Below are 26,046 nucleotides of genomic sequence, written 5' to 3' on the forward strand. Positions count from 1 at the left end.
TAACCGCGTCATCACATTCCATACGAACGGACACGCACGCGCATACCGCGCGCCGCACCCTGTCAGCGGAGCATCCGTGGTGCGATCCTGGAACCATCAGCGATCTCCCGGGTCCTTCGGGTAAGGAGTTCGGCCGTGCTGCATGTCGCCGTCATCGGCTCGGGGCCCAGCGGGGTCTACAGCGCCCAGAGTCTCGTCCAGCAGAACCAGGTGCCGGGGGTCCGGGTGGACGTCCTGGACCGGCTGCCGTGTCCGTATGGTCTGGTGCGCTATGGCGTGGCGCCCGACCACGAGAAGATCAAGTCGCTGCAGAACAACCTGCGGGCGGTCCTTGAGGACGAGCGGGTGCGGTTCCTGGGCGGTGTCCAGGTCGGCCCCGACGGGGTGCCGGTGGCCCGGCTGCGGGAGCTGTACCACGCGGTGGTCTACTGCGTGGGCGCCGCCACCGACCGCCACCTCGGGGTGCCCGGCGAGGAGCTGCCCGGCAGCTGGTCGGCGACCGAGTTCGTGTCCTGGTACAGCGCGCATCCCGACTCCGTGGCCGACGAGTTCATCCTCGGCGCGCGGTCGGCGGTGGTCATCGGCGTCGGGAACGTGGCCGTCGACGTGACCCGGATGCTGGCCCGCGGCGCCGCCGAGCTGAGCCCCACCGACATGCCGCAGGCGGCGCTCACCGCGCTGGCCGCGAGCGGCGTGACGGAGATCAGCATGGTCGGGCGGCGCGGCCCGTCGCAGGCCCGTTTCACCACCAAGGAGCTGCGCGAGCTGGGCGGGCTGCCGGACACCGAAGTCGTCGTGGACCCGGAGGAGTTGGCCCTCGATCCGGCCTATCTCGATCCGTCGGACCTGCCCGCCGCCCCGCGCCGCAATGTGGAGGTGCTGCGGGGCTGGGCCTGCGCGGCACCGCATGGCCGTCCGCGGCGGATCCGGCCGCGCTTCTTCCTGCGCCCCGTCGAACTGCTCGCCGACGGCGGGCGTGTGGGTGCGGTGCGCTTCGAGCGGACGGTGCCGGACGGGCAGGGCGGGGTGACGGGCACGGGCCGGTACGAGGACATCGAGGCGCAGTTGGTGCTGCGCTCGGTCGGCTATCGCGGGGTGCCGCTCGAAGGGCTGCCGTTCGACGCCGGCCACGGCACGGTGCCGCATCTCGCGGGGCGGATACTGCGGGACGGCGCGATCTCCCCGGGTGAGTACGTGGCGGGCTGGATCAAGCGCGGCCCGACGGGTGTCATCGGCACCAACCGGCCGTGCGCCAAGGAGACGGTGACCTCGCTGCTGGAGGACGCTCCCGTCCTCGTACGACGGGACCTGCCCGGGGATCCGCTGGCGGCGCTGCGGGCGGAGGGGCTGCGGCCCGTCGAGTGGGCCGGCTGGCAGGCGATCGAGCGGGCCGAGGCGCAGCTCGGGGCCTCGCTCGGCCGGGGCGTGGTCAAGCTTCCCGACTGGGAGTCGCTGCTGACGGCGGCGCGGACGGCGGGGTCGTAGCGCAACCGGCGGGGTCGTAGCGCAACCGACGGGGTCACAGGGGTCGTAGCAGAGTTGGTTCCGCTTCCGTGGGCATGACACACACCGGCAACAAAGCGGAAATCAACAAACTGTTCAAGCCCCCTACGGTCTGGTGCTGCTCGACATTCCCCTCTCACCGCCGCTCCTGGAGTGCCCATGGCCACCACCGCACCCGTGCATCCCGTCGACGAGGTCCCACCCGTACGCCAACTGGCCGCCTTTGGACTGCAGCACGTGCTCGCGATGTACGCGGGCGCGGTGGCCGTTCCGCTGATCGTGGGCGGTGCGATGAAGCTGTCGCCCGCCGATCTGGCGTATCTGATCACCGCGGATCTGCTGGTCTGCGGAATCGCGACGCTGATTCAGTGCGTGGGTTTCTGGCGCTTCGGCGTACGGCTGCCGATCATGCAGGGCTGCACCTTCGCGGCTGTGTCGCCGATGGTGCTCATCGGGACGACGGGCGGCGGACTGCCTGCGATCTACGGGTCGGTGATCGTCGCGGGACTCGCGATCGTGCTGCTCGCCCCGGTCTTCGGCAGGCTGCTCCGCTTCTTCCCGCCGCTCGTCACGGGCACGGTCATTCTGATCATCGGGGTCTCACTGCTGCCGGTGGCAGGCGGCTGGGTGGCGGGCGGCGTGGGCTCGAAGGACTTCGGCGAGCCGAAGAACCTGGCCCTCGCGGGCTTCGTACTGGCCGTGGTGATCGGCGTGCAGCGGTTCGCGCCGGCGTTCCTGAGCCGGATCGCGGTGCTGATCGGCATCGCGGTCGGTCTCGCGGTCGCGGTGCCGTTCGGGTTCACGGACTTCGGCGGGGTCGGGGACGCCGACTGGGTCGGGATCAGCACGCCGTTCCACTTCGGCGCGCCGTCGTTCCACGCCTCCGCGATCATCTCGATGCTCGTCGTGGCGCTGGTGACCATGACCGAGACGACCGGTGACTTCATCGCGGTCGGTGAGATGACCGACCGGCCGATCCAGCCTCGTACGCTCGCCGACGGCCTGCGCGCCGACGGTCTGTCGACGGTCCTCGGCGGCGTGTTCAACACCTTCCCCTACACGGCGTTCGCGCAGAACGTGGGCCTGGTCGGCATGACCCGGGTGCGCAGCCGCTGGGTGGTCGCCGCCGCGGGCGGCATCCTCGTCCTGCTCGGCCTGCTGCCCAAGCTGGGCGCGGTGGTCGCGGCGATTCCGGCACCGGTGCTGGGCGGCGCGGGCCTGGTGATGTTCGGAACGGTCGCGGCGAGCGGTCTGCGCACCCTTTCCGAGGTGGACTTCAAGGGCAACAACAACCTGACGGTGGTGGCCGTCTCGGTCGCGATCGGGATGCTGCCGGTCGGGGTGCCGACGATCTACGAGAAGTTCCCCGACTGGTTCCAGACGGTGATGAACAGCGGGATCAGCGCGGGCTGCCTGACGGCGATCGTGCTGAACCTGCTCTTCAACCACCTGCCGGGGAAGGCGAGTCCGGCCGAGGCCGCCGCCGAACCGGAGGCCGCCTCAGCCTGAGCGCCCGAGGCGCCGGTGTCCCGCGCACGCGGAGGACACCGGCGCCCTTCTCGTCAGGCGGCCGGCGCGGCCGGTGCCTCGGCCTCGGTGAGCAGCGCGGCCAGGGTCGCCCGGGCACGTGCCACGCGCGAGCGGACTGTTCCGATGGGGCAGTTGCTGACCTCCGCCGCCTCGGCGTAGGGCAGCCCCATCAGCTGGGTGAGGACGAACGCCTCGCGACGGTCGTCGGGCAGCACGGCCAGCAGGTCGAGCAGCGCGATGCCGTCGTCGAAGCCGGGCAGGTCGCGCGGCTGCACGAGGTCCGCCGCCAACTGCCAGTCACGGGTGTCGCTCAGGCTGGGCCGGGCGGCGGCATGCCGGAAGCTGTCGATCACCGCGCGGCGGGCGATGGCCAGCAGCCAGGAGCGGGCCGAGGAGCGTCCCTCGAACCGGTGCAGGCTGCCGAGCGCCCGCAGGAACGTGTCCTGGGCCAGGTCGTCGGCGGCCTGGGGGTCCGAGCTGAGGTGTGCGACGTAGCGCAGGACGTCTCGGTGCAGGGCGCGTACGAAACGTTCGACGGCGTCCGGGTCGCCGCCGCGGGCTGCCAGCGCCCAGGCGGTTATCGACTCGTCCACCGACGCCGTGTCGTCGAGCGGGACGGGCAGGGCAGAAGTGATCACCAGGTGTCCTTCTCGGGTCATCCGTGATCCGGGCCGGCGCGAGGGCGCGGTGGTCCGGTGTGGGGTACGGCCGTACGGAGAGGTACGGCGGATGCCCGAAGCGCGCGGGGAGGCGCTTCGGGGAACCGGCTGTCTCAGACGACAGCGGTCCCCACGGGCGGACCCCGGGAAGTGATCGCGTGAACGAGAAGGAGGCGCCGCGGCGCCCGGTCCGAGAAGCGACGGCGTACACGGATGCGCGGACGGTGCGGGGGCGCGGGCAGGGCGAGCAGCAGCCTCAGTGGCGCGGCCAGCCGGCCGGCCACCGCCCGCAGCGTGCGGAACGCGGCGCGCTCGCCGTACGCGAGCCAGACGCCGCACAGCAGCGCGGCCAGCAGGTGGGCGGCGAGCATGCCGAACGAGGAGGCACCGCCCGTCTCGTGCCCCGTGCGGCCCATGTCCATGGCGCTCATGTCGTGCCCCATGGAGGCCATCGACATGCCGTTCATGGTCATCGCGTCCATCGAGTCGGAGCCCGAGGCCACCGACTGGGCGAACGAGAACGCCGAGTGGAGCACCCCCTGGGCGGCGACCACCACGGACACGATCAGCGGAAGCCCGCGCTCACGGCCGGCCAGGCACCAGCCCGTGCCGCCCGTGGCGGCGGCTCCACCGGCCATCGCCCACCAGGCCACCGGGGAGCCGGACATCATCACGTGCCCCAGGGCGGCGAGCAGCACACAGACGGCCGCGAACATCGCGGCCCGTACCGTGCGAGAACACCACCCAGCAGTCATGACGGCCCTCATCCTTGCATCCGGCGTCCGGTCGCCATGGGTGGGTACGGAAACTCGAGCCCTCCTGCGCGAAACGACCAGGACCCTACGTGTTGTAGGGTCCTGGTCGTGAGCGTCTTGCCCGACAGGGGGATCTCTTGAAGGAACGTGGCGCCGGGCGCACGGGCCGCGGGCCGGTGTCCGTGCTGGCCCTGCTCGTGCCGAGCCTCGGGGTCGCCGCGGTGGGCGTGTACCACCTGTGCGGGTTCGACCTGCACGCTCTGCACGGGCGCCCGCACCTCGACGACGGGCTGACCATGGCGGGCGTGATCATGGCCGTCGTGACGGCGGGAGCCGCCCTGGGGGATCTCCTCTGGTGGGCGGCGACGCGCGACCGCCCGGCCCGGGACAGCGGGGAGCCCTGTCCGCCTCAGCCCTTGAGAAGCCCACGGCCCAGCCAGTCGGAGTGGTTGCGCACGCCCGGCAGGGCGAAGAAGTAGCCGCCCCCGGTGGGGGTGATGTAGTCGACGAGCGGCTCGTCGATCAACCGCTCCTGGGTCGCCTCGAACTGGCGGACCACGTCCTGCTGGTAGCAGCAGAAGAGCAGTCCCATGTCGAGGTTGCCCGCCTTGTCGATGCCCCGGTCGTAGTTGTACCCGCGGCGCAGGATCCGGGTCGTGTCGGTCTTCGCCGTACGGGGGTTGGCGAGGCGGATGTGGGCGTCGAGCGGGATCGCCTGCCCCTGTGGGTCCTTGGTGTAGCGCGGGAGGTCCGTCTCGCGCGCGCCGTCGAGCGGGGCTCCGGTGTCACGGCGGCGGCCGATCATCTTCTCCTGCTCGGTGAGCGAGACCCGGTCCCAGAACTCCACCAGCATGCGGATGACGCGTACGACCTGGTAGCTGCCGCCGACCGCCCAGTCCGGTTCGCCCGCGGCGCCGGTGACCCAGACCAGCTTGTCCATCTCGCGGGCGGAGGCCGTGTCGGGGTTGGCGATACCGTCCTTGAAGCCGAGGAAGTTGCGCTGCGCGCCGGTCGGCCGGGACGGGTTCTGGAAGCCGTCGACGCGCCACTTGATCTGCATGCCGCCGCGCGTGTGGCGGGCGATGTCGCGCAGGGCGTGCAGCACGGTGTCGGAGTTCGCGGCGCACAGCTGGAGCGACAGGTCGCCGTGGCATTCGGCGGCGTCCAGGTTGTCGTTGGGGAAGGTGCGCATCGGCTTGAGGTGGCGCGGCATGCGGTCGGCGAGGCCGTAGCGGTCGTCGAAGAGAGAGGCGCCGACGCCCACGGTGACGGTGAGGTCGTCGGCGGGCAGGTCGGGGCCGAGCAGACCGCTGTCGGACGGCGGGGCGCCGACGCCCAGGTCGGCGGGGGTGCCGCCGGCGGTGAGGAAGCGGGCCCGTTCGGTGATCGTGCGCAGCAGGCCGGCGAGTTCGGCCCGGGTGTCGGCGATGACGTCGAAGGAGACGATGGCGGCGGCCTTGGGCGCGGGCGTGGTGATGCCGGCCTGGTGGGCGCCGTGGAACGCCACCTTGCCGCCGCCGGGATCGGCCGCTGCCGCCGGGGTGGCGCCGCCCGCGATCCCGGCCCCGGCGAGTCCCGCACCGGCGAGCGCGGCCCCGGCCGCGCCCACACCGAGCGCGGTCCTGGCGAACGTACGACGGCCGAAGGGGCAGCTGCCCTGCGGGGCTTGGTCCTGGCTCGGGGTGGTCATCTCGGGAGGGTCCTCTCCTGCGGGCGCGTGGTCCCGGTGCTGCGGGGGGGGATGGTCGGCACTGGTGGGTCGCTCACGCGGCCTTGCGGATCTCCAGGAGGTCCGGGATCGGGGCGAGTTCCTCCAGCAGCTGGCCGAGCGAGCCGTTGAGGCGCTGCCGGTCGGCGGCCGGCACCTTGTCCAGGGGCGTCCAGGTGCCGTCCTTGGCCCGCTGGGCGAGTACCAGTCGCTCGGTGCGCTTCATCCAGGTGTCCACGGCCGGGGTGACCTCGGGGTTTCGCTTGTCGATCAACGGGCGGAGCAGGCCGAGCAGTTCGCGGGTGCCGTCGAGATTGGCCTCAGTGGTGGCGAGTTCCGTGCCGCTGCCGTAGTCGGCGCTGCCGCTCAGTTCGCGGTGCAGGGTGTTCTCGAGGATCTCGTGGGTGCGCAGCGGCAGGTCGCCCGGTGCGAAGTCCTGCTTCGGGAAGTCCGTGCGCAGCGCGGCGACGTCGGAGGTGAGCCGCTTGGCGTACGGCGCGAGGGCGGCGGCGGATTCGCCGTGCCACAGGCCGTATTCGATGCGGTGGAAGCCGGTGAAGGCCGGGTCCGTGACGCCTCCGGCGAGTCCGGCCGTGCGGCCGTTGATCTTCGCGTCGAAGTCGGCGAACGTGCCGTAGGCGGCGCCGAGCGAGGCGTACTGCTGATGTGCGGCCAGCCAGTCCTCGCGGGCCTTGTCGAGCTTCTTCGCGTCGATGTCGCTCTGCAGGGCGCGCGTCTTGGTCAGCAGGCCGGCCAGGCCCTGGTCGACATACTTCCGGTAGGCGGCCAGCGGCGCGGCGAGGTCCTTCTCCGAGACCGGCAGTACGGCACGGGTGGTGCCGCCCGAACTGACGCGGACCGCGGCCGAGGTGACCGCCTTCCCGCCGCTGGGGACACAACGCCAGGCGTACGAACCGGTCCCGACGGTGGCGATCAGCGCACGCGTGGTGCCGGGGGCGATGCCCTCGACCTCGCCGTAGACGGCGTTGCTGACCGGGTCGATGAGGTAGATCTCGGAGGTACGGCTGCCGCTGTTGCGCACCTGGAAGGTCTGGCGGCCCGGCTCGGGCGCGGTGAATCCCTTGCCGCAGTCGGCGGCCGCGACCTCGATGACCGGCGTGGCCGAGGCGGGCTTTCCGTCGCTCACCGCGATGGCGATACCGGCGATCAGGGCCGGGACGCACAGGAGGGCGACGGGGATGGTCCAGCGGGGGATGCGGCGGGGGGCCTTGGGCCCGGACCCGGCGACCACAGGTGTGGGCTTCGCCTCGGCGGCCGGCTTCGCGGGAGTGGGGGCCGTCGCCCGTACGCCGCGTACGAAGAGTGTCATCACGACGGCCAGATAGGCGACGTAGACGGAGATCTGAAGCCAGGTCATCTGCGGCGTGAGGTTGAGCGTCCCCTGGACGACGGTGACGTACCAGGAGCTGGGGTCGAGGTGCGCCGACAGATCGAAGGCGTACGCCGTTCCGCCCGGCAGCAGGGTGGATTCCTGGAGGTCCCGCATCCCGTACCCGAGGACGCCCGCGGCGATGACGATGAGCACGACGCCGGTGAAGGTGAAGAACCGCGTCAGATTGATGTGCAGGACCCGTCGGTACAGGCCCCAGCACAGCGCCGTCGCGATCAGCAGACCGGCCGCCGCTCCGGCGAGCGGGCCCGACGAACTCCCCGCGGCCTGCGCCGTGGTCCACAGGAACAGCGCGGTCTCCAGCCCCTCGCGCCCCACGGCGAGGAACGAGGTGAGGACCAGGACACCCGCGCCCATGCCGAGTGCGGCGGTGACCTTCTCCTTGATCTCGCCGGAGAAGGTCCGGGCCGAGCGGCGCATCCAGAACACCATGGCGGTGACGAACACGACCGCGATCAGACTGAGCGTGCCTCCGAACGCCTCCTGGGCCTTCCCGGACAGGTTCGCGGAGGTGAAGGTCAGGATCGCGCCGAAGCTCATGGACAGTCCGACGGCGGCGGCGACTCCCGTCCACACATGGGGCAGCCGGGCGCGCCGGCCCGACCGCACGAGTGTGGCGACCAGCACCGAGACGATCAGCCCCGCTTCCAGTCCCTCACGAAGACCGATCAGAAAGCTGGGAAACGCGTCGTCCCACACCACAGGCCTCTCCGAAGCAGCACGTTCGCGGCCGGACGGCCACAAACGGGGCTTAGTGTAGGCATGCCTAAGTAGCCGTCAATGTGGTGCACAAAGCCTGACACACCGGACGGGTGATCCTTCCGGACGGCGACAGCGCGCCGCGGACACTCAACTCGGCACCCCGGCAGGAGAATCGAACACTCCCCGCCAACAAGGCTCTGACCTGCGGCAATATCACAGTCGACCGGCCGCACACCGGGTGCGGGAGCCGGCGGCGGGCGCGCCTTCGCCGTAGGGCGGCGCAACAGGCCCATCTCTTCGGCCAGTCCAGTGGCGCGGCAACTCTTACCACCCCCTTACCCCTCGGCCTCGCGATAACCCTCCTCTTCCCTACACCATGTAGGGTTCCCCGCCTCTGTCCCCCACCGGTTCGCCCGGCCTCTCCCAAGGTGATGCTCCACGGTGTCCGTACAACAATCAGCGCTCATCCCGGAACAGCGGAACCCGAGGCCGCGCCGGTTCGGCCCGCCCGGACGGCCGTCCACCGCCATACGCCTGCGGGCGGCGGCATTCACCGTCTGGTACCTGCGGCTGCTCGCGCTGCTCAACATCGTCGCGGTGGTCTCGCTGCCGTTCCGCGAAGAGGTGCACGAGCACAACGGAGGTGAGTTCTTCACCCCCTATCTGGCCACCGCAGGGCTGATCTCGGCGGCGCTGGCCCTGTTCCTCGCCCTCGTGATGCGGCGCCGCAAACGGGCCGCGTGGATCTTCAACCTGCTGCTGGCCGGCCCCCTCTTCGCGCTGTACGTCGTGGCGCTGACCCAGGAGCGGTATCAACGGCACGGCTTCAACTGGATCTCCGCCCTGCTCACCGGTCTCTTCGTCGCCGCCCTGCTGCTCGGGCGCAAGGAGTTCCACGCCGTCGGGGACCGCTCCAACCCCCGGCTCGCCCTGGCGGTGGGAGCCGGGGGGCTGCTGGTCAGCGCCACCCTCGGCACCCTGCTCGTGAGCGCCACCAACCGCGTGTCCGGGACACCGCTGAGCGACCGGATCGCGTACACCCTGCTGCGCGGGGTCAGCGTCGGCCCGCTCGCCGACCGCTTCGACAGCGTCGTCGCGCCCCGCTGGGTGGACGTGCTGGTCAACGCGCTGATCGCCGCGACCTTCCTCCTCGTGCTGTACGCCTGCTTCCGCGCGCCGCGCGGCCGTGAACTCCTGGGCGAGGAGGACGAGTCGCGTCTGCGGGAGCTGTTGGACCGGCACGGCGAGCGGGACTCACTGGGGTACTTCGCGCTGCGCCGCGACAAGGCCGTCATGTGGTCCCCGAGCGGCAAGGCGGCGATCGCCTACCGGGTCGTCGGCGGCGTGACCCTGGCCTCGGGCGACCCGATCGGCGACCCCGAGGCCTGGCCCGGCGCGATCGAGGAATGGCTCAAGGAGGCCCGCCGGCACGCATGGACGCCCGCGGTGATGGGCGCCGGCGAGGAGGCCGGCACCATCTACGCCCGGCATGGCCTGGACGCCCTGGAACTCGGCGACGAAGCCATCGTCGACCGGGCTGACTTCACCCTGGAGGGGCGCGCGATGCGGGGCGTCCGACAGGCGCACAACCGCGTCCGCCGGGCCGGCTACACCGTGCGCGTCCGGCGGCACGCGGACATCCCCGAGGGCGAGATGGCCGCCCTGACCGACAAGGCGGACCACTGGCGCGACGGCGAGACCGAGCGCGGCTTCTCCATGGCGCTCGGACGGCTCGGCGACCCGGCCGACGGGCGCTGCGTCATGCTGGAGTGCCACGACGGCGAGGGCGAGCCCAGGGCCGTGCTGAGCTTCGTGCCGTGGGGCGAGCGGGGGCTCTCGCTGGACCTGATGCGCCGCGACCGGAACTCCGAGAACGGGCTCATGGAGTTCATGGTCATCGAACTGCTGCTGCGCGCCCAGGAGATCGGCGTCGAGCGGGTGTCCCTGAACTTCGCGATGTTCCGGTCCGTCTTCGAGCGCGGCACCCGGCTGGGCGCCGGACCCGTACTGCGCCTGTGGTGCTCGGTGCTGACGTTTCTCTCGCGCTGGTGGCAGCTCGAATCCCTCTACCGGGCCAACGCCAAGTACCGGCCCGTCTGGGAACCGCGCTACATCCTCTTCGAGAAGAGCAGCGACATCCCCCGCATCGGCATGGCCGCGGCGCGCGCGGAGGGATTCCTCACCCCGCCCGCGCTGCTCCCGCGCGGATTCAGTGTGCGGCGCCCGAAGCCTCTGCGGCAGGGTGAGGCACGGTCGGCTCCTCGGCTGCCCGGACAACCGCCGGCGCTGCCTGCGGTGCCGGCGACTCCGGGTTCTCGTCCTTCATCGCCTTCGCCTCGCTCTTGAGGATGCGCATCGACTTGCCGAGCGCGCGGGCGGTGTCGGGCAGCTTCTTCGAGCCGAACAGCACGACGAGCACGATCGCCACGATCAGCAGGTGCCAGGGTTCCAGTCCATTGCGGAGCATCGCGCCCCCACCCTTCCTCGCATCGGTCGGGGGCGCGCCGGAACGGCCGCCATCCCATGATGGTTGCTACTTTGCGCAACTGTACAACCATGGGGTGGAGCAGCCGCCTCCGCGCTTTCTGTTCGGTCCGAAGGGCCTTTCCTATTCGGTGCGCAAGGCGGTGGCCGTGCGGGTCCGGGCCGCCCAGCCCGCCGGCAGCAGCGCGCCCAGAACGGCGATGAACAGCCCGCCGAGCGCGAGCAGGACCAGTTCGGGCGTGCGGTAGACGGCGATGACGGAGTCGGGCAGGTCCAGCCCGGCGCTGTGCCCCATGGCGGGCATCACCCAGCCGTGCAGGGCCACGCCGAGCGGCACGCCGAGGGCGCCACCGACGAGCCCGGTCACGACGACCGAGGTCACGACCATGACGACGGTCTGCCGCGGGGTCATCCCGAGGGCCCGGTGGATTCCGAGGTCGCGGACCCGTTCGCGGGTGTCGAGGACGACGCCGTTGAGTACGCCCAGGCCTGCGACGGAGACGAGCATCAGCGTGAGCGTCGCCGTCAGCGCGTTGAGAAGGGCGACCGTGCCGCTCCCGTCGGCTGTGCCGCGGACCTCGGCGGTGACTCCCAGGGGCCGCAGCCGGGCGTTGAGCTGATGGACGTACGCCGGTACGTCCGTGCCCGCCTTCACCGCGATGTGATGGCTCTCGACCCGCAGGCCCGGTTCAGCGGCAGCGAGGGTCGCCCGGTCGGTGAACACCTCCATGCCCTGGTTGTGCGTGTCGAGGACCTCGCCGACGACCCGGACGGTGACCGCACTGCCGTGGTCGTTGAGGACGACGGTGTCCCCGACCTCGGTGCCCGTGGCGGTCAGGAAGGGTGTCGGCACCACGGCCTCGCCGGACTTCGCGAACCAGCGCCCCGAGACCATCTCGTAGCCGCCCCAGGACGCGTCGCCGGTGAACGCGAAGACACTGAGGGAACCGGCAGCTCCGGAGACGGTGGCCTGTGTCGTGGCGATGCCGTAGTACTTCCCGGTCCCCGGCTGGGAGTTGATGGCCGCGACGATCGCTGCTGGGTCGGCCGTGAGCGCTTTCTCGGCGGGCATGCGAACGGGGCCCGGCCCCGAGACGCCGATGGTGACGTCGGCTGCGTTGTGCTCCCGTGCGGTCATCACCTCGCCGAGCGACGAGGCCAGACCGACGGCGAAGATGACGGCCACGGCGCCGAATACGACGGTCGCGCACATGGCGGATGCCCGGGCGGGCCGGGCGAAGGGACGGGCCAGCCCGAGGCCGACCGGCCTCGGCAACGGCAACCGGGCGCCCAGCCCGGCCGCCCATCGACCCCGCCCGGGAGACGGCGTACGGCCGACCGCGAGCGCGTCCACCGTGCGCAGCCGCCCCGCCCGCCACGCGGCCGCCCACGCCGTGACCGTCACAAGGCCCAGCGCCCCCGCGATCACGGCGACGTCGACCCAGGGCTCGACGGCCGATCCGCCCGTGCTGTAGGCGTTCGCGGTCTCGGACAGCACCGGAACCGCGGCGAGGTGGCCCGCGACGACACCGAGCGCGGTGCCGATCGCGGCCGGGATCAGGGCTTGGCCCACGTAGGCCCGTACGACCTGGGGCGGGGTGAATCCGAGGGCCTTGAGGATGCCGATGCGTCGCAGCCCCGCACCGACCGTCCCGGCGACCACGTTGCCGACGATGAGCACCGACATGACCAGGCCCAGGATGCCGAACGCGATGAGGAACGGGACGAACAGCGCGGTCTCGCGGTCGGCCGCCTTCTTGACGGTCAGCCAGGACTGCGCCCCGGTCACCGCCCCGGCGGGGACGGCGGCGGTCACCGCGCGGCGACCCGCGGCGACCTGCGCGGCGGTGTCCGCCGTGGTGAGGCGGTACAGCATCTCGTAGCCGCCGGCCCGGCCCGTCGTCGTCAGCGCGGCGATCTGAGAGGGGACCACCCACGCGTCGCCGGTCCGGCTCGCCGACCGGGCCAGCCCGACCACCTTCAGGGTCGGGCCTCCAGGAAGTTCGGGGAACGTGAGCCGCCGCCCCATGCTCGGGAAGGGCTGGGAACCGTCCGAGATCACGATCTCGCCGGGGCGCCCGGCCCACCGTCCCTCGGTCAGCACGACCTGGTCGACCCCGGCGCCGGGACCGCTCCGGCCGACGACCGTCATCGGCAACCCGTCGATGCCCTCGTCGGTGTGCGGAGTGACCGTCGCCGTACGGAACGGTCCGGACGCCTCAGCGACCCCCGCCGCATCCGCCGAGGCGGACAGCCGCGCGGCCCTGGCCCGGCTCGCGTCGAACTGCACGGACAGATGCGCGCCGTGCTGCTTGCCGAAGGCGTGGTCGAAGGGCGCGCTGGAGGCCACCAGAAGGGAACCGCCGAGGACGGACGCGGTCACCGCCATCATCATGGTCAGCCCGATCACGAGTGACTGCACCCGACGGCGTCCGACACCCGAGCGCACGACCCGGCCCAGCGCGGTCATCGGACCGCCTCCGGCCGGACGTCCTCGGTGATCCGGCCGTCGACGAGCTGGATCGTGCGGGTCGTGCACGACCGGGCCAGGGCCAGGTCGTGGGTGACCACGACCAGGGTCTGGCCGTCGGCGTTGAGCTCGGTGAACAGGTCACTCACGTCCTCCCCGGAGGCCGTGTCCAGCGCGCCGGTCGGCTCGTCGGCCAGCAGCAGGGGCGGACGGTTCATCAGGGCCCTTGCCACCGCGACGCGTTGGCGCTCGCCGCCGGACAGGCGGCCCGGGTAGGCGCGGGCATGCCGGTCGATGCCGAGCGTTTCGAGCAGTTCCGCCGCGCGCCGGTGTGCCTCTTTGCTTGCCATGCCCGCCAGTTGGGCCGGCAGGACGACGTTGTCGGCGACGGTCAGGTCGTCGAGCAGGTTGAAGAACTGGAACACCATGCCGATCTTGGCCCGCCGGTAGCGCGCCGCCGCGGCTTCGCCCAGCCCGTCGACGCGTACGCCGTCCACGGTGACCGTTCCGCTGTCCGGCCGGTCCAGGCCCGCGATCAGGTTGAGCAGCGTGGACTTGCCGCTGCCGGAGGGACCGAGGATCGCGACGGCCTCACCGGTCCGGACGGTCAGCGACGCGTCGTGCAGCGCGGGCGGCCCGTCGTCGTACCTACGGCTCACATCGCGCAGTTCGATCACCGGCGTGGTCATGGAGTGTCTCCTCGGTCCGTGCAGCTGGCCGTCTGGTCCGTCGGACGCTAGGTGCGGGCACGATCGGGGCGCGTCGGTCGGCCGGGCCATTTCCGGTACCGCGTCCGGACGAGGGCGCCCCGGGTCATCCCTGAGATGTAGGCGAGGGAGGTATGCGGAGGTCGGACAGGGGTCGGTAAGGAGGATGCCGTCGCGTGCGGCCCTCGGCGAGAATGGGCCGGTGATGAGCGCGTCGGTGGCGGAGCGGCTGCGGGACGGGGCCCGGGTGTTGAGGCGCCCGCCCTGGGACGGGGGCGCGGCCCGGCCGCCCGGGCACCACCCGTCGCGCCACCCTCTGCGGGAAGCGGTACGGGTGTTGAGGCTCCAGACCGGCCCGCTGCCGAGGCCCACCCGTCGCGGCCTCGCCTTCGACGTCACTCTGACGCTGGTCGTCGGCATCACCCTGCTCCAATGGGCCGCGGACCGCGGGGCGGACCTGCTGCGCGACGCTCATGACGGCGTTGCCCCACTGGTCCCGACGGCCACCGGCAGCCTCATCGCCGCGCTGGCCCTGGCGGTCATCGCCTCGGCCCCGCTGGTGTTCCGCCGCCGGTATCCGCTCGCGGTGCTGTGGATCGTCACGGGCGCGGCCGCCCTGACGCCGCACGACGCGCAGCGGATCGTCTTCTATCCCTGTGTCGTCGCCGCCTACAGCGCGGCGGCCTTCGGCCCCTACCGCGTGGCCACGCTGGCGAGCCTGCCGGTGACGGCGTTCACGGTCGGCACCGTCGGGGAGTCGGTGGGCACCCTCGGGGATTCGGTGGCGCCCACGGTCCCCACCCAGTACGTCACGCTGCTCATCCTGGTCCCGCTGGTGGTGACGGCGAACGGGCTGCGCATGTGGAAACTCCGGGCGGACGAGAGCCGGGAACGGATGTCGGCCCTGGAACGCGAGCGGGCCGAGGAGCTGCGCCGCGCCGCCGAACGCGAACGCGCCCGCATCGCCCGCGAACTCCACGACGTCGTCACCCACAACGTCAGCGTGATGGTCATCCAGGCCGGCGCCGCCCGCAAGGTCATGGACATCGCGCCCGAGCAGGCCCGCGAGGCGCTGCTCGCCGTGGAGTCCGGCGGCCGGGCGGCGATGGCCGAACTGCGCCACGCCATGGGCCTGTTGACGATGGAAGCCGACGGCCCGGACCCGGCCGCCACCGCGGACCTCGCGCCCCAGCCGGGCCTGGACCAACTGAACTCCCTGGTCGGAAGGGTGCGCGACTCCGGCGTACCCGTCGAGTTGACGGTCATCGGGTCGCCCCGTGCCCTGCCGTCCGGGGTCGGCCTGGCGGCGTACCGGGTGGTGCAGGAGGCGTTGACCAACACCGTGAAGCACGCGGCCGGTTCGACGGCGACGGTGGCCGTGGAGTACGACGACGACCGGCTGCGGGTCGACGTCTTGGACACCGGAGGCACCGCGGACGCCTCCGCTGCCGCCGGAAACGGCCGCGGCCTGCTCGGCCTGCGCGAGCGGCTCGCCGTCTACGGCGGCACCCTGCACGCGGGGCGGCGGCCCACCGGCGGCTACCGCGTGACCGCGCTGATCCCCCTGGAGACGGAGTGACCCCCGTGCACCACAGCGACCCCCTCGGAGACCGAGCGGTGCCGGACCGGCCGCTGCGCGTGGTGGTCGCCGACGACCAGACGCTGGCCCGTACCGGCTTCCGGATGATCCTCACCGCCGACGGCATCGATGTGGTCGCCGAGGCGTCCAACGGAGCCGAAGCCGTCGCCGCCGTCCGGCGCACCCGGCCCGACGTCGTCCTGATGGACATCCGGATGCCCGAGCTGGACGGCCTGGAGGCCACCCGCCGTGTCCTGGACGGCGCCCCCGACGCGCCGCGCGTGATCATCCTGACCACGTTCGACCTCGACGACCTCGTCTACGCGGCGCTGTCCGCCGGAGCCAGCGGCTTCCTCCTCAAGGACGTCACGCCCGAACACCTGGTCTCCGCCGTCCGCATGGTCCGCACCGGCGACGCGCTGCTGGCGCCGGCCATCACCCGCCGCCTGGTCGAGAGGTACGCCCGCCGCGGCCCCGAGGCCGCCGCGCTCCACCGCGACCTCGCCGCGCTGACCCCGCGCGAGCTCGAAGTCCTGCGCCTGCTCGCCCAGGGCCTGAGCAACACCGAGCTCGCCGCCCGTCTCCACCTCGCCGAGACGACCGTCAAGACCCACGTCGCCCGCATCCTCGCCAAACTCGGCCTCCGCGACCGTGTCCAGGCGGTCGTCACCGCCTACGAAACGGGTCTGGTCACCCCGAGCGGACCGCTCCCCTCCGGGCGGCCGTGAGCGCGACGGCGTACAGGGTGAGGACCGCGGCGAGGAGCACGTAGAAGAGGACCGGCAGCGCGGTCATGCCGAGCAAGGGGCCCAGCGGGGAGAGGGGCAGCAGCAGACCGGCGCCGGCGAGGGCGGCCGCGGCCCAGCTGACCGGGCCCGGGAGGCGACGGCCGGCGGCGGTACGGCGGCCGGCGCGCAGGAGCAGCATGACCAGGGCCTGGGTCATCAGGTTCTCGGTGAACCAGCCGGAGTGGAACACCGTGGCGTCGTCCATGCTGTCCGGCCTGTTCAGGGCGAGCGCGAGCACCGCGAAGGTGGCCAGGTCGGCGACGGCGTTGAGCGCGCCGAAGCCGGTGATGAAGCGCAGGAAGGCGCGCGGCCGCAGCACGGTGGGGCGGGGCGGCGCGTCCGGGGGCGGACGGTCGTACGCGAAGGCGAGCTGTGCCGCGTCGAAGCACAGGTTCTGTGCCAGGACCTGTGCGGGGAGCATCGGCAGGAAGGGCAGCAGCAGGCCTGCGGCGAGCATCGCGATGACGTTGCCGAGGTTCGAGGACAGCGTGCTGCGCAGATACGTGGCGATGGTGACGCTGCTGCGCCGTCCCGCCGTCACCGCGTGCTCGATCGCGGTGAGGTCCTTCTCGGCGAGGACCACGTCGGCGCTCTCCCGGGCCACGTCGACGGCGGCGCGCGGAGCGATGCCGACGTCGGCGGCGCGCAGCGCGGGCAGGTCGTTGACGCCGTCGCCGAGGAAGCCCACGGTGTGCCCGCCTGCCCGCAGGACGGCGGCGATCCGGGCCTTGTGCTCCGGGGTGCAGCGGGCGAAGACGGTCGTACAGCGGACAGTTTCGGCCAGTTCGGCGTCGCCGAGGACGTCGAGGCGGTCGGCCGCCACCACCGCACCGGGTTCGAGTCCCAGGTCGCGGCAGGCGCGGGCCGCCGTGCCGGGGTGATCGCCGGTGAGGACCTTGACGGTGATGTCGCGTGCGACGAGGGCCTTCAGTGCCTCCGCGGCGGTCGGGGCGAGCGCGTCGCGGAAGGTGAGGAAGCCGCGGAAGGTCAGACCGCGTTCGTCGGCGGGTGTGTAGTCGCGGGTGCGGGCGATGGGGGTCCCCCCGCTCGAGCGAAGTCGAGAGTGGGGGAATTCGGCGGTGGCGACCGCGAGCACCCGCAGCCCGTCGTCGGCCTCGCGTGCCGCGACGGCGAACAGCCGCACCCGCTCGGCCTCTTCCAGTACGCACCTCTCCAGTACGTTCTCGACGGCACCCTTGACCACGAGGGTGTGGACGCCGAGTCGGCGCGGGTGGCGTACGACGGCCGTGGCGAGGCGGCGCACCGGATCGAAGGGCAGCGCCGCCACCCCGTCGTCCTGCTCCTCCTCCGGGGCGGCCGCGTCCAGGATTGCCTCGTCGAGGGCGTCCGGCGTGGGCAGTTCGGCCAGCTGGAGGGTCCACCAGGCGTTGACGGCGGCCCAGCGCAGGACATCGGGGGCGTCCCGCCCTGCCCCGTCCAGGGCACGGTGGACGACCGGCCGGTCCTGGGTGAGGGTGCCGGTCTTGTCCAGGCACAGCACGTCGACCGCACCGAGGTCGTGCAGCGCGGGCAGCCGTTTGACGATCACCTTGTGGGTACGGGCCAGCGCCGACGCGCCACGCGCCAGACACGTGGTGACGATGACCGGCAGCATCTCGGGGGTCAGCCCGACCGCCACCGCGACGGCGAACGGCAAGGTCTCCACGCCCCGCCCGCGCAGCGCGGCGTTGGCCATCAGCACCAACGGCGGTGTGAGCAGCATGAACCGGATGAGTACCCAGGAGATGCCGTGGACGGAGCGGTCGAAGGCGCTCGGCTCGCGGCGTGGCGGGGAGCCGCCGCAGGCCGACGCGAATCTCGTACGTGCGCCCGTCGCGAGCACGACCGCGGTCCCGCCACCGGTCGCCACGCTGCTGCCCTGGAAACAGAGCTGCCGCTGTGCGAAGACTCCGTCGTACGACGAGTGCCAGGTGTGCGAGGGGTTCGAGGGGTTCGGTGAGTCCGGGGCGTCCGCGGCGTCCGGGACGTCTGCCGCGACCTTGGCGGTCGCCGTCGACTCGCCCGTCAGCGGAGCCTGCCGCACGGTCAGTCCACTTGCGCGCAGCAGCCGTACGTCGGCCGGGACCAGGTCCCCGGGGCCGAGCCGGATCACATCGCCGGGCACCAGCTCGCCGACAGGGATGTCCCGGACCCGCGGGATCCCGTCCGGATCGGCGCGCCGCAGCACGGTCGCGGTGGTGGCGACCAGCTCGCGCAGCCCGGCCATGGACCGGTCGGCCCGGTGCTCCCCGGACGCCCGCAGCGCACAGCTGACCAGGACCAGGCACAGGGTCACGCACGCCGTCCCCCAGGCCGCCACAGCCGCCGAGACCAGCCCGAGGCACAGCAGCACCGCGGTGAAGGGGTCGCGCAGGCCGCGCACGAACAGGCGCGGCCACACATCCGTACGCGGGCCCGGAACCGTGTTCGCGCCGAAGCGGACCAGCCGCTCCTCCGCCTGCGCCTCGGTCAGTCCGCGCGGGCCGGTCTCCAGATGCCGCAGCACTTGGAGAGAGGTCAGCGCGGTGAGGTCGGGATGTGCCTCGTCGGCGGGCGACGCGCTCCCGCTCGGGCGCCGCCGCCCCACCGCCGTCGCGGCGGTCTCAGGCGCCGAGGCCACGGATGCGACGCGCCGAACGTTGCCCGGCGGAGTCGGTGGCGCCAGCGCGTTCGGCGCGGTCCGTCAGCTGGCCGACCATGAGCCGTACGACCGTCACCACGTCCGGGTCGTCGACGAAGTAGATCTGTCTCCGGCCCTCGCGCCGGGACCGCACGAGACCGGCGAGTTTCAGCTTGGTCAGGTGCTGGCTCACCGCTGGCAGCGCCCCGCCGACCCGCTCCGCGAGCCCGGTCACATCGCTCTCGCCCTGCGCCAGCGCCCAGACGATGTGCAGCCGCGCCGAGGACGCGAGCAGCCCGAAGGCCGCGGCCGCCTCCGCCAGCACCTCGGCGGACGGATCCTTCAAGCCGCCGACCTCTGCCGCCACCGCTGTGTCCTCCCGTCCCGCCGACCGGCCGTCCCGTATGAATCGCCCCAGTCTAGGGCGCCGCCGACGGTGCCCCCGGGGGCCGTCCCGGCGCCGTGCGCCCAGCGGAACGGGGCGCCTGCGGCCGGAGGGCGAGCGGGGGTCGGCTCGATCGCGGCCATCGCCGACGTGGCTCCCGGGCGTCACTGTCAGTGCTGTGGTGCACACTCGCGATCAGTTGCTTTACGCCTGGGGAGGACGCCGTGTTCACGGGGATCGACGAGGTCGACTGGGCCTCGATGCAGCATGCCTACGGAAGCGCCGAGGACGTGCCGGGGATACTGCGGGCACTGGCCTCGCCGTGCCCCCAGGAGCGGGAGACCGCGCTCGACGGGATGTACGGGGCGGTGCACCACCAGGGCGATGTGTACGACTCGACGCTCGCGTGCATCCCATACCTGTTCGCGCTCGTCACGCACGCCGAACTCCCCGACCGGAGCGGCATCGTGGAGTTGCTCGTCAGCATCGGCGGAGGGGACACGGACGACTTCCACCCCGACGAGGACGAGGACAAGGACGACGTCTCGCTCGACGCCGGTGAGGAGGATCGTGCCAACGACAACAACGACAACTACGCGATGGCGCGGACCGCGATACGGGCGGGCGCCGCGGTCTTCGTCGAGCTGGTCGCGGACCGGGACCCGGAGGTACGCCGGGCGGTGCCCCGCGCGCTCGTGCGGTTTCTGGACGAACCGGCGCGCGTGCTCGGCCTGTTGAGGCAGCGGCTCGACGACGAACGGGAGGGCGGCGTCCGGCTGGCACTGGCCGAGGGCCTCGGACTGTTCACACGGCTGCACACCGAGTCCGCCGGTCCGGCGGTGGACTGCCTGATGGCGCTCAGCGCCGCACCGAACGACCCGGGGCTGCGGCTCGCCGCGCTCGGTCAACTCGCGGGCTGCGCACCCGATCGCCTGCCCGCCGACCTCGTGCCCACCGTCGTCGCCCTGCTCCGGGCCCGCTCACAGCGCCCCCGAGTGCCGGCCGAGCCCGAACGGCCCGCCACCGACACCCTCATCGGCCATCTGCGCCGCCTGCGGCCCGCGGACGAGGAGGGCTCCCAGCTGCTGCGGACGCTGCACTCGGCGCTCGATGCCCGCACCACCGACCGGATCGCCCTGCTCAAGGGGCAGTTGACCAGCGCGGATCCGGCCGACCGATGCAATGCCGTGTGGATGTCCGCGGGGCTGTTCCGCGAATGGCGCGCGGACTACGAGGAACCCGTCGTGCTGATCGGCGAGCAACTCGCCTCGGACGAGGAGCGGTTGCGCGATGCCGCGGTCTCCGTGCTGGAGTCCCTGTTCACGCTGGCGGTCCCGGCCGCCGACCGCCTCGCCGCCCTTGTCGAGGCGGCCCCGGAGTCCTGGGGAGGCGGGACGACGACGCTGGGCCGCCCGCTGAAGGCCTTGGCGCGATCCGGGGATCCCCGGGCGGTTCCGGCGCTCGCACAGGTGCTGGCCCAACCCGTCATTCCGAACGACATCGGCTACACGATCGAGTGTCTGGGCCCGGCGGCCGAACAGCTGGCCCCCCTGCTGCGGGAGCGGCTCGGCGAGGTCCCCCTCGACTCCCCGGAAACGTACAACCGGGCTGCCCCGCTGCTGTCCGCCCTCGGCAGGCTGCGGTACGGCGCCGCCGTACCGGAAGTGCTGGGGCTGCTGCACGGCTTGCCGCGCGAACTGCGGTTCCGGGACTCGCTCGTGGAAGCGCTCGCCAGAACGCTCGGGACGTTCGGGGCGGACGCACGTGAGGCGATACCGGCGCTGCGCGAGCTGCTGGACGGCGAGCGCGCCGTCGCGGCGTCCACCGCGCTCTGGTCGGTGACGGGAGACGTGGAGGCCGTACTTCCGCCGCTGCTACGGGAGTTGTTGGCAGTGGAGGCCGGTCATCCACGGATGGCCGCCGAAGCCCTGGGCCGCCTGGGACCGCCTGCCGCCCCCGCGCTCCCGGAACTGCGCCGCCTGGCCGAATCCGCCGAGGTGTGGGAGCGGACGGCTGCCGCGTGCGCGCTGTGGGACATCGACGGGGATCCCGAGCCCGTCCTTCCGGCGCTCCGCTCCGCCTGGCGGCAGAACGCGTACACCCGCGGCACGATCGCCGCGTGCCTGCTCCGGATGGGCACCGCGGCAGCGCCCGCCCACGATCTGGTCCACGCGGAACTCGCCGCACCACGTCGGCACCGGGCTCGGCGTTCCGGCGGCTACGGCAGCCACGACATCCTTGAGGACGAACGGCTCCTGCACACCTGCCGCGCGGCGCTGGACGCCACGTAACGCGCACGGCTCCGGGCCGCGCCGACCGCCCCGCGCGCGGGCTGGGGACCACTCGCAGCTCGCGACGGCTCTCGGTCGGCGCCCGTGGTGCGCGGGCGGACGGAGACACGTCCGCGCGTCCGGTCGGTGCCACGGACGCGCGGACGCGGTGCGGCACAGCGCGGGCCGGCGCTCAGATGTGCCACACAGCAGGGGCCGGGTACCCGCCTGCATCCGGGTACCCGCCTTGTCCGGATGGCCGCCTTCGTCTCGTGCACCGGCGCTCTGCGGCGGCCCTCCGTGGCCCGGGCGGCCGGGGTCGGCGGCCCGCCGCCCGGGCTGGGCGAGGCCGCCGCGGGGGCTTCTCGGATGTCGAGCTTCTCCGGTATCGGGCTTCTCCCCTGTCGGCCATCAGCATGGCGCCCGGCCGCCGGTCCGGGCACGGGCCGACCTGGCGCAGCCGTGGGCCCGGTCGGCCCTGCGGCGAGGTCCGGACGGTGCGCGACGCACCGCTGGCCCGCTCAGCTCGTCTTCCGCCCCCACAGGGGCCCGATCCGCTCCCACTCCTCGTCCCACTGCTCCATGCGTCGGCGTTCCAGACGGCCGCGAAGGAGCCGTCCGCACACGAAGGGCACGCCCGCCGCGCTCACGCCCACCAGGACGCCGACCTGGGAGGCCCGCAGCCTGGCCTGGGACGCGGTGGCGGGCCTGGTGACCAGGCGGCCGTCCGGGTCGGTCCACACGGTCACCGAGGTGCCCGCGACGGTACCGGTGGACACCCGCGCCTGGCCCGCGCGCGGGGAGCCGTCCGCCGCGGTCCAGCGCACCTTCGCCCACACGAGGTCGCCGCCGGATTCCATGGCGCCCGCATCCGGCGCGTCCTCGGTGAGCAGAGCCGGGACGGAGCGCCACTGGGCGCGCTCCTGGGCGAGACCGTGCTCCACGGCCTGCGTGGCCGCGAGGCCCGTGAACACACCGCCGAGCACCGTGAGCGCCCAGGCGACGAGCACGACCCAGGCCTCCAGGGCATCGCTGCGCCGCCGTAGCGGGTTGCGTCGCCACCGCCACAGCCACACCTTCGGACCACGGAATGCCGCCATCAATGGCATCCTCCTCACAACCGCACGGTTCTGCCACATCTCCCTCCCATACGCGCTCGGCCCCTCCGATGCTCAGCCGAGTCCCCCGGCTCGCCCGTCCCAGGCGTCCCGGCACCCCGCGCCGTCGCTCGGCCGTGACCGCCGTGAATCCCCGCGAAGCATCGACACCACCGCTCTGACCTGCGGAGATGCCGCATCCAGAGGTGACTGTCAGTGGCGGGGTGCAGACTGGCCCCTGTCTGAGACAACGACGTCGCGGAGGTGGTCGGCATGGCCGACGTACTGCTCACCGTGGGCACCCGCAAGGGGCTCTTCATCGGACGCCAGCGCGGTGGCGCCTGGGAGTTCGACGAGAGTCCGTACTTCAACGCGCAGGCCGTGTACTCGGTCGCGATCGACACCCGGGGCGGGACTACGCGGCTGCTGGCCGGAGGGGACAGCGCGCACTGGGGCCCGTCCGTCTTCCACTCCGACGACCTGGGCCGGACGTGGACCGAGCCGGCCAAGGCCGCCGTCAAGTTCCCCAAGGACACGGGCGCTTCGCTGGAGCGGGTGTGGCAGTTGCACCCGGCAGCCGCCGAACCGGACGTCGTGTACGCGGGCACGGAGCCGGCCGCGCTGTACCGCTCGGAGGACCGGGGCGAGTCCTTCGAGCTGGTCCGTCCACTCTGGGAGCACCCGACTCGCTCGAAGTGGGTGCCGGGCGGCGGCGGGGAGGGGCTGCACACCATCCTCACCGACCAGCGCGACCCACGAGCCGTGACGGTCGCCGTCTCCACGGCCGGAGTGTTCCGCACGGAGGACGGCGGCGCGAGCTGGGCGCCCTCCAACTCCGGTGTCTCCGCGGTGTTCCTGCCTGATCCGAACCCGGAGTTCGGCCAGTGCGTGCACAAGATCGCGCAGGACGCGGTGACTCCGGACCGGCTGTATCTGCAGAACCACTGGGGGGTGTACCGCAGCGACGACGCGGGCGGGCACTGGACCGACATCGGCGCGGGCCTGCCGTCCACCTTCGGGTTCGCGGCGGCCACGCATCCGCACCGCGGCGACACGGCGTACGTCTTCCCGATCAACGCCGACGCGGACCGCGTCCCGGCCGACCGGCGCTGTCGTGTCTTCCGCACGGCGGACGCGGGCAAGAGCTGGGAGCCGCTGACGGCCGGGCTGCCCGCCGAGGACCACTACGGCACGGTGCTGCGCGACGCGCTCTGCACCGACGGCGCGGACCCGGCGGGCGTGTACTTCGGCAACCGCAACGGCGAGGTGTACGCGTCGGCCGACGACGGTGACAGCTGGCGGCAGTTGGCCTCGCACCTGCCGGATGTGCTCTGCGTACGCGCCGCGGTCGTCGCCTGAGGCCCGGATGATCCCACCCAACCCTTCGGGAGGCTCCACCAGACGATGAAGACGCGCACCTTGTCTCGCGGGTACCCGGTTCGTCAACGGACCGGTCATCCTCGGTCGCCCGACGGCCACCGGTTGATCTCCGCCGCGTGTACGGCAGTAGGGTGACGCCCGTGGCACCACGACCGTTGCATGAAATCGTCGAACCGGGCTGGGCGAAAGCCCTGGAACCCGTGGCCGGACGGATCGCCGAGATGGGCGACTTCCTGCGCGCGGAGATCGCCGCGGGACGCACCTATCTCCCGGCGGGCGCGAATGTCCTGCGCGCCTTCCAACAGCCCTTCGACGACGTACGCGTCCTGATTGTCGGCCAGGACCCCTACCCGACTCCGGGGCACGCGGTGGGGCTGTCGTTCTCGGTCGCGCCGGATGTGCGTCCGCTGCCCGGCAGCCTGATCAACATCTACCGCGAGCTCAACACCGACCTGGGGCTGCCCCAGCCGTCCAACGGCGACCTCACCCCGTGGACCGGGCAGGGCGTGCTGTTGCTCAACAGGGCGCTCACCACGGCTCCGCGCAGCCCTGCGGCGCACCGCGGCAAGGGCTGGGAAGAGGTCACCGAACAGGCGATACGGGCGCTGGCGGCGCGGGGGCGTCCGCTGGTGTCGATCCTGTGGGGGCGCGACGCCCGCAATCTGCGGCCCCTGTTGGGCGACCTGCCGTCGGTCGAGTCCGCGCACCCCTCCCCGATGTCGGCGGACCGCGGCTTCTTCGGCTCCCGCCCGTTCAGCCGGGCCAACGACCTGCTGGCCAGGCAGGGAGCACAGCCGGTGGACTGGCGTCTGCCGTGACGCACCCCGGCGGGCACACCGGTGTGCTGGCCGTGGACTCGGGGGGTTCGGGGCTGCGCGCGGTGCTCGCGGTCCCCAGCGACCACGAGGGGGCCCGCCCGGGTCCGCTGGCCTCCGGGGAACCGGTCCGTACAGGCCCGCGCGGCATCGACGCCGGGCACCTGCTGGAGCAACTGCTTCCGATGGCCCGGCAGTTGATGGCCGAGTGCGGGGTGGACACGCTCCGTGCGGTCGCCGTCGGAGCCGCGGGCCTGGCCACACTGGGCGACGAGCTGCGTGCCGCGCTGCCGTCGGCGCTGGAGCGGGAACTGGGTGTACGGCGGCTCGCGTTGGCCGCCGACGCGGTCACCGCGTACACGGGTGCGCTCGGACCACGGCCGGGCGCGGTGCTCGCCGCGGGCACCGGCATGATCGCGGTGGGCACGGACCTGGTGAGCTGGCGCAGGGCGGACGGCTGGGGTCATCTCCTCGGCGACTGCGGCGGCGGGGCGTGGATCGGTCGCGCCGGGCTCGAAGCGGCGGTACGGGCCTTCGACGGACGCCCCGGCGGCTCGTCGGCGCTGCTGGCGCGGGCGGAGGAGATGTTCGGCCCGATGCCGTCCCTGCCGGGCAAGCTGTATCCGCGCACCGACCGTCCCGCCGTACTCGCCTCCTTCGCACCGGAGGTGGCCGCCTGCGCCGCGAGCGACCCGGTGGCGTCGGGCGTCCTGCGCACGGCCGCCCGGCACATGGCCGAGTCCGCGGCCGCGGTCTGCCCGGACACCGACGAGGCGCTGATCGCCTGCACCGGTGGCCTGTTCAAGATGGGGGACCCTCTCCTCGTACCGCTGCGGGAGGAGCTGGCGGAGCAACTGCCCCACGCCAGGCTGGTACCGCCCTCCGGCGACCCGCTGCACGGCGCCGTGCTCATCGCCATCGATCTGGCCGCAGACCGGCTCGCGCTCCCCCGCGACGAGCGGATGCTGTATGTGGTGACCGAGTAGGACATGACCCAAAAGGGTGATTGATCCGCCCTGTCGGACACGTGAGGCCGACACCATGCCCGCCCTGGGCGTCGCCACATATCACAGGACAGGCAAGTGGGTTGGTACTGATCACTTCTGATCTGTATGTAACTCATCAGACAAAAGCGGACGGATACCGCTCACCTGCACCCTCCCCGAACAGGGGAGCCCAGGAA

19 protein-coding genes and 1 pseudogene are annotated in these 26,046 nt (G+C 72.6%); 10 read left to right on the forward strand and 10 right to left on the reverse strand.

The window, feature by feature from the left end:
* The first annotated feature begins 135 nt into the window (after nucleotides 1–135).
* Nucleotides 136–1,485 (forward strand): FAD-dependent oxidoreductase, encoded by a 1,350-nt coding sequence (locus OG975_RS06170; RefSeq protein WP_406328014.1) that lies wholly within the window; start codon nucleotides 136–138, stop codon nucleotides 1,483–1,485.
* Between the two features lie 177 nt (nucleotides 1,486–1,662).
* A complete protein-coding gene (locus OG975_RS06175; RefSeq protein ID WP_406328015.1) occupies nucleotides 1,663–3,012 on the forward strand; it encodes a nucleobase:cation symporter-2 family protein in 1,350 nt (449 codons plus the stop codon).
* A 53-nt stretch (nucleotides 3,013–3,065) separates the two neighbouring features.
* Here the strand turns inward: OG975_RS06175 and OG975_RS06180 are convergent, their stop codons facing one another.
* Together OG975_RS06180 and OG975_RS06185 are read right to left on the reverse strand one after the other, a co-directional pair.
* A complete protein-coding gene (locus OG975_RS06180) occupies nucleotides 3,066–3,671 on the reverse strand; it encodes a sigma-70 family RNA polymerase sigma factor (protein ID WP_406328017.1) in 606 nt (201 codons plus the stop codon).
* A 134-nt stretch (nucleotides 3,672–3,805) separates the two neighbouring features.
* Nucleotides 3,806–4,447 carry a hypothetical protein gene (locus tag OG975_RS06185; protein ID WP_406328019.1) on the reverse strand — a complete coding sequence of 214 codons (642 nt, stop codon included), beginning with the start codon at nucleotides 4,445–4,447 and terminating at the stop codon, nucleotides 3,806–3,808.
* Nucleotides 4,448–4,584: 137 nt separating this feature from the next.
* On the opposite strand from OG975_RS06185, the gene OG975_RS06190 reads away from it, so the two are divergent.
* Nucleotides 4,585–4,926, forward strand: coding sequence for a hypothetical protein (locus OG975_RS06190; protein WP_406328020.1), 342 nt, complete (start codon nucleotides 4,585–4,587; stop codon nucleotides 4,924–4,926).
* Here OG975_RS06190 and efeB read toward each other — a convergent pair.
* Together efeB and efeU are read right to left on the reverse strand one after the other, a co-directional pair.
* Entirely contained in the window at nucleotides 4,857–6,137 is a 1,281-nt protein-coding gene (gene efeB, locus OG975_RS06195) for an iron uptake transporter deferrochelatase/peroxidase subunit (RefSeq protein ID WP_406328021.1), read from the reverse strand. The two genes, OG975_RS06190 and efeB, sit on opposite strands and share 70 nt — an antisense overlap.
* Before the next feature lie 73 nt (nucleotides 6,138–6,210).
* Nucleotides 6,211–8,265: an iron uptake transporter permease EfeU gene (efeU, locus tag OG975_RS06200; RefSeq protein WP_406336170.1), complete on the reverse strand. Its 2,055-nt coding sequence runs from the start codon at nucleotides 8,263–8,265 to the stop codon at nucleotides 6,211–6,213.
* 531 nt (nucleotides 8,266–8,796) lie between these two features.
* Here efeU and OG975_RS06205 point away from each other — a divergent pair.
* Complete coding sequence (locus OG975_RS06205) at nucleotides 8,797–10,614, forward strand: phosphatidylglycerol lysyltransferase domain-containing protein (protein WP_406336172.1); 1,818 nt, start codon at nucleotides 8,797–8,799, stop codon at nucleotides 10,612–10,614.
* Here the strand turns inward: OG975_RS06205 and tatA are convergent.
* From tatA to OG975_RS06220, 3 genes and pseudogenes are all read right to left on the reverse strand, one after another.
* Nucleotides 10,580–10,735: pseudogene (gene tatA / locus OG975_RS06210) on the reverse strand (Sec-independent protein translocase subunit TatA); the annotation flags it as partial. The gene OG975_RS06205 and the pseudogene tatA sit on opposite strands and share 35 nt — an antisense overlap.
* A gap of 141 nt (nucleotides 10,736–10,876) precedes the next feature.
* Complete coding sequence (locus OG975_RS06215; protein WP_406328023.1) at nucleotides 10,877–13,222, reverse strand: FtsX-like permease family protein; 2,346 nt, start codon at nucleotides 13,220–13,222, stop codon at nucleotides 10,877–10,879.
* The gene (locus OG975_RS06220; protein ID WP_406328025.1) at nucleotides 13,219–13,911 is read right to left on the reverse strand and encodes an ABC transporter ATP-binding protein; all 693 of its coding nucleotides are present in this window, start codon (nucleotides 13,909–13,911) and stop codon (nucleotides 13,219–13,221) included. Before OG975_RS06220 ends, OG975_RS06215 begins: the two co-directional genes overlap by 4 nt.
* Nucleotides 13,912–14,095: 184 nt before the next feature.
* On the opposite strand from OG975_RS06220, the gene OG975_RS06225 reads away from it, so the two are divergent.
* Nucleotides 14,096–15,508 carry a sensor histidine kinase gene (locus tag OG975_RS06225; RefSeq protein WP_406328026.1) on the forward strand — a complete coding sequence of 471 codons (1,413 nt, stop codon included), beginning with the start codon at nucleotides 14,096–14,098 and terminating at the stop codon, nucleotides 15,506–15,508.
* Between the two features lie 5 nt (nucleotides 15,509–15,513).
* Nucleotides 15,514–16,236, forward strand: a complete 723-nt coding sequence (locus tag OG975_RS06230) for a response regulator (protein WP_406328028.1) — start codon at nucleotides 15,514–15,516, stop codon at nucleotides 16,234–16,236.
* On the opposite strand, the gene mgtA is transcribed toward OG975_RS06230, so the two are convergent.
* On the reverse strand, nucleotides 16,199–18,916 hold the full coding sequence (gene mgtA, locus OG975_RS06235) for a magnesium-translocating P-type ATPase (protein WP_406328030.1): 2,718 nt from the start codon (nucleotides 18,914–18,916) through the stop codon (nucleotides 16,199–16,201). The genes OG975_RS06230 and mgtA overlap by 38 nt on opposite strands.
* On the reverse strand, nucleotides 18,900–19,283 hold the full coding sequence (locus tag OG975_RS06240; protein WP_406328032.1) for an ArsR/SmtB family transcription factor: 384 nt from the start codon (nucleotides 19,281–19,283) through the stop codon (nucleotides 18,900–18,902). Before OG975_RS06240 ends, mgtA begins: the two co-directional genes overlap by 17 nt.
* Nucleotides 19,284–19,525: 242 nt before the next feature.
* Between OG975_RS06240 and OG975_RS06245 the strand changes: the two genes are divergently transcribed.
* Nucleotides 19,526–21,592, forward strand: a complete 2,067-nt coding sequence (locus tag OG975_RS06245; RefSeq protein WP_406328033.1) for a HEAT repeat domain-containing protein — start codon at nucleotides 19,526–19,528, stop codon at nucleotides 21,590–21,592.
* 500 nt (nucleotides 21,593–22,092) lie between these two features.
* Here the strand turns inward: OG975_RS06245 and OG975_RS06250 are convergent, their stop codons facing one another.
* A complete protein-coding gene (locus tag OG975_RS06250) occupies nucleotides 22,093–22,671 on the reverse strand; it encodes a hypothetical protein (protein WP_406328035.1) in 579 nt (192 codons plus the stop codon).
* A gap of 270 nt (nucleotides 22,672–22,941) precedes the next feature.
* Between OG975_RS06250 and OG975_RS06255 the strand changes: the two genes are divergently transcribed.
* The 3 genes from OG975_RS06255 (at nucleotide 22,942) to OG975_RS06265 (ending at nucleotide 25,849) form a co-directional block, all read left to right on the forward strand.
* Nucleotides 22,942–24,027: a WD40/YVTN/BNR-like repeat-containing protein gene (locus OG975_RS06255; RefSeq protein WP_406328037.1), complete on the forward strand. Its 1,086-nt coding sequence runs from the start codon at nucleotides 22,942–22,944 to the stop codon at nucleotides 24,025–24,027.
* A gap of 161 nt (nucleotides 24,028–24,188) precedes the next feature.
* A complete protein-coding gene (locus tag OG975_RS06260) occupies nucleotides 24,189–24,866 on the forward strand; it encodes a uracil-DNA glycosylase (RefSeq protein ID WP_327426803.1) in 678 nt (225 codons plus the stop codon).
* Nucleotides 24,863–25,849, forward strand: coding sequence for an N-acetylglucosamine kinase (locus tag OG975_RS06265; protein ID WP_406328039.1), 987 nt, complete (start codon nucleotides 24,863–24,865; stop codon nucleotides 25,847–25,849). The genes OG975_RS06260 and OG975_RS06265 overlap by 4 nt, the downstream gene beginning before the upstream one ends.
* The last annotated feature ends 197 nt before the right edge of the window (nucleotides 25,850–26,046 follow it).

This window comes from Streptomyces sp. NBC_00203, from assembly GCF_045206325.1.
GTDB lineage: Bacteria > Actinomycetota > Actinomycetes > Streptomycetales > Streptomycetaceae > Streptomyces > Streptomyces lutosisoli.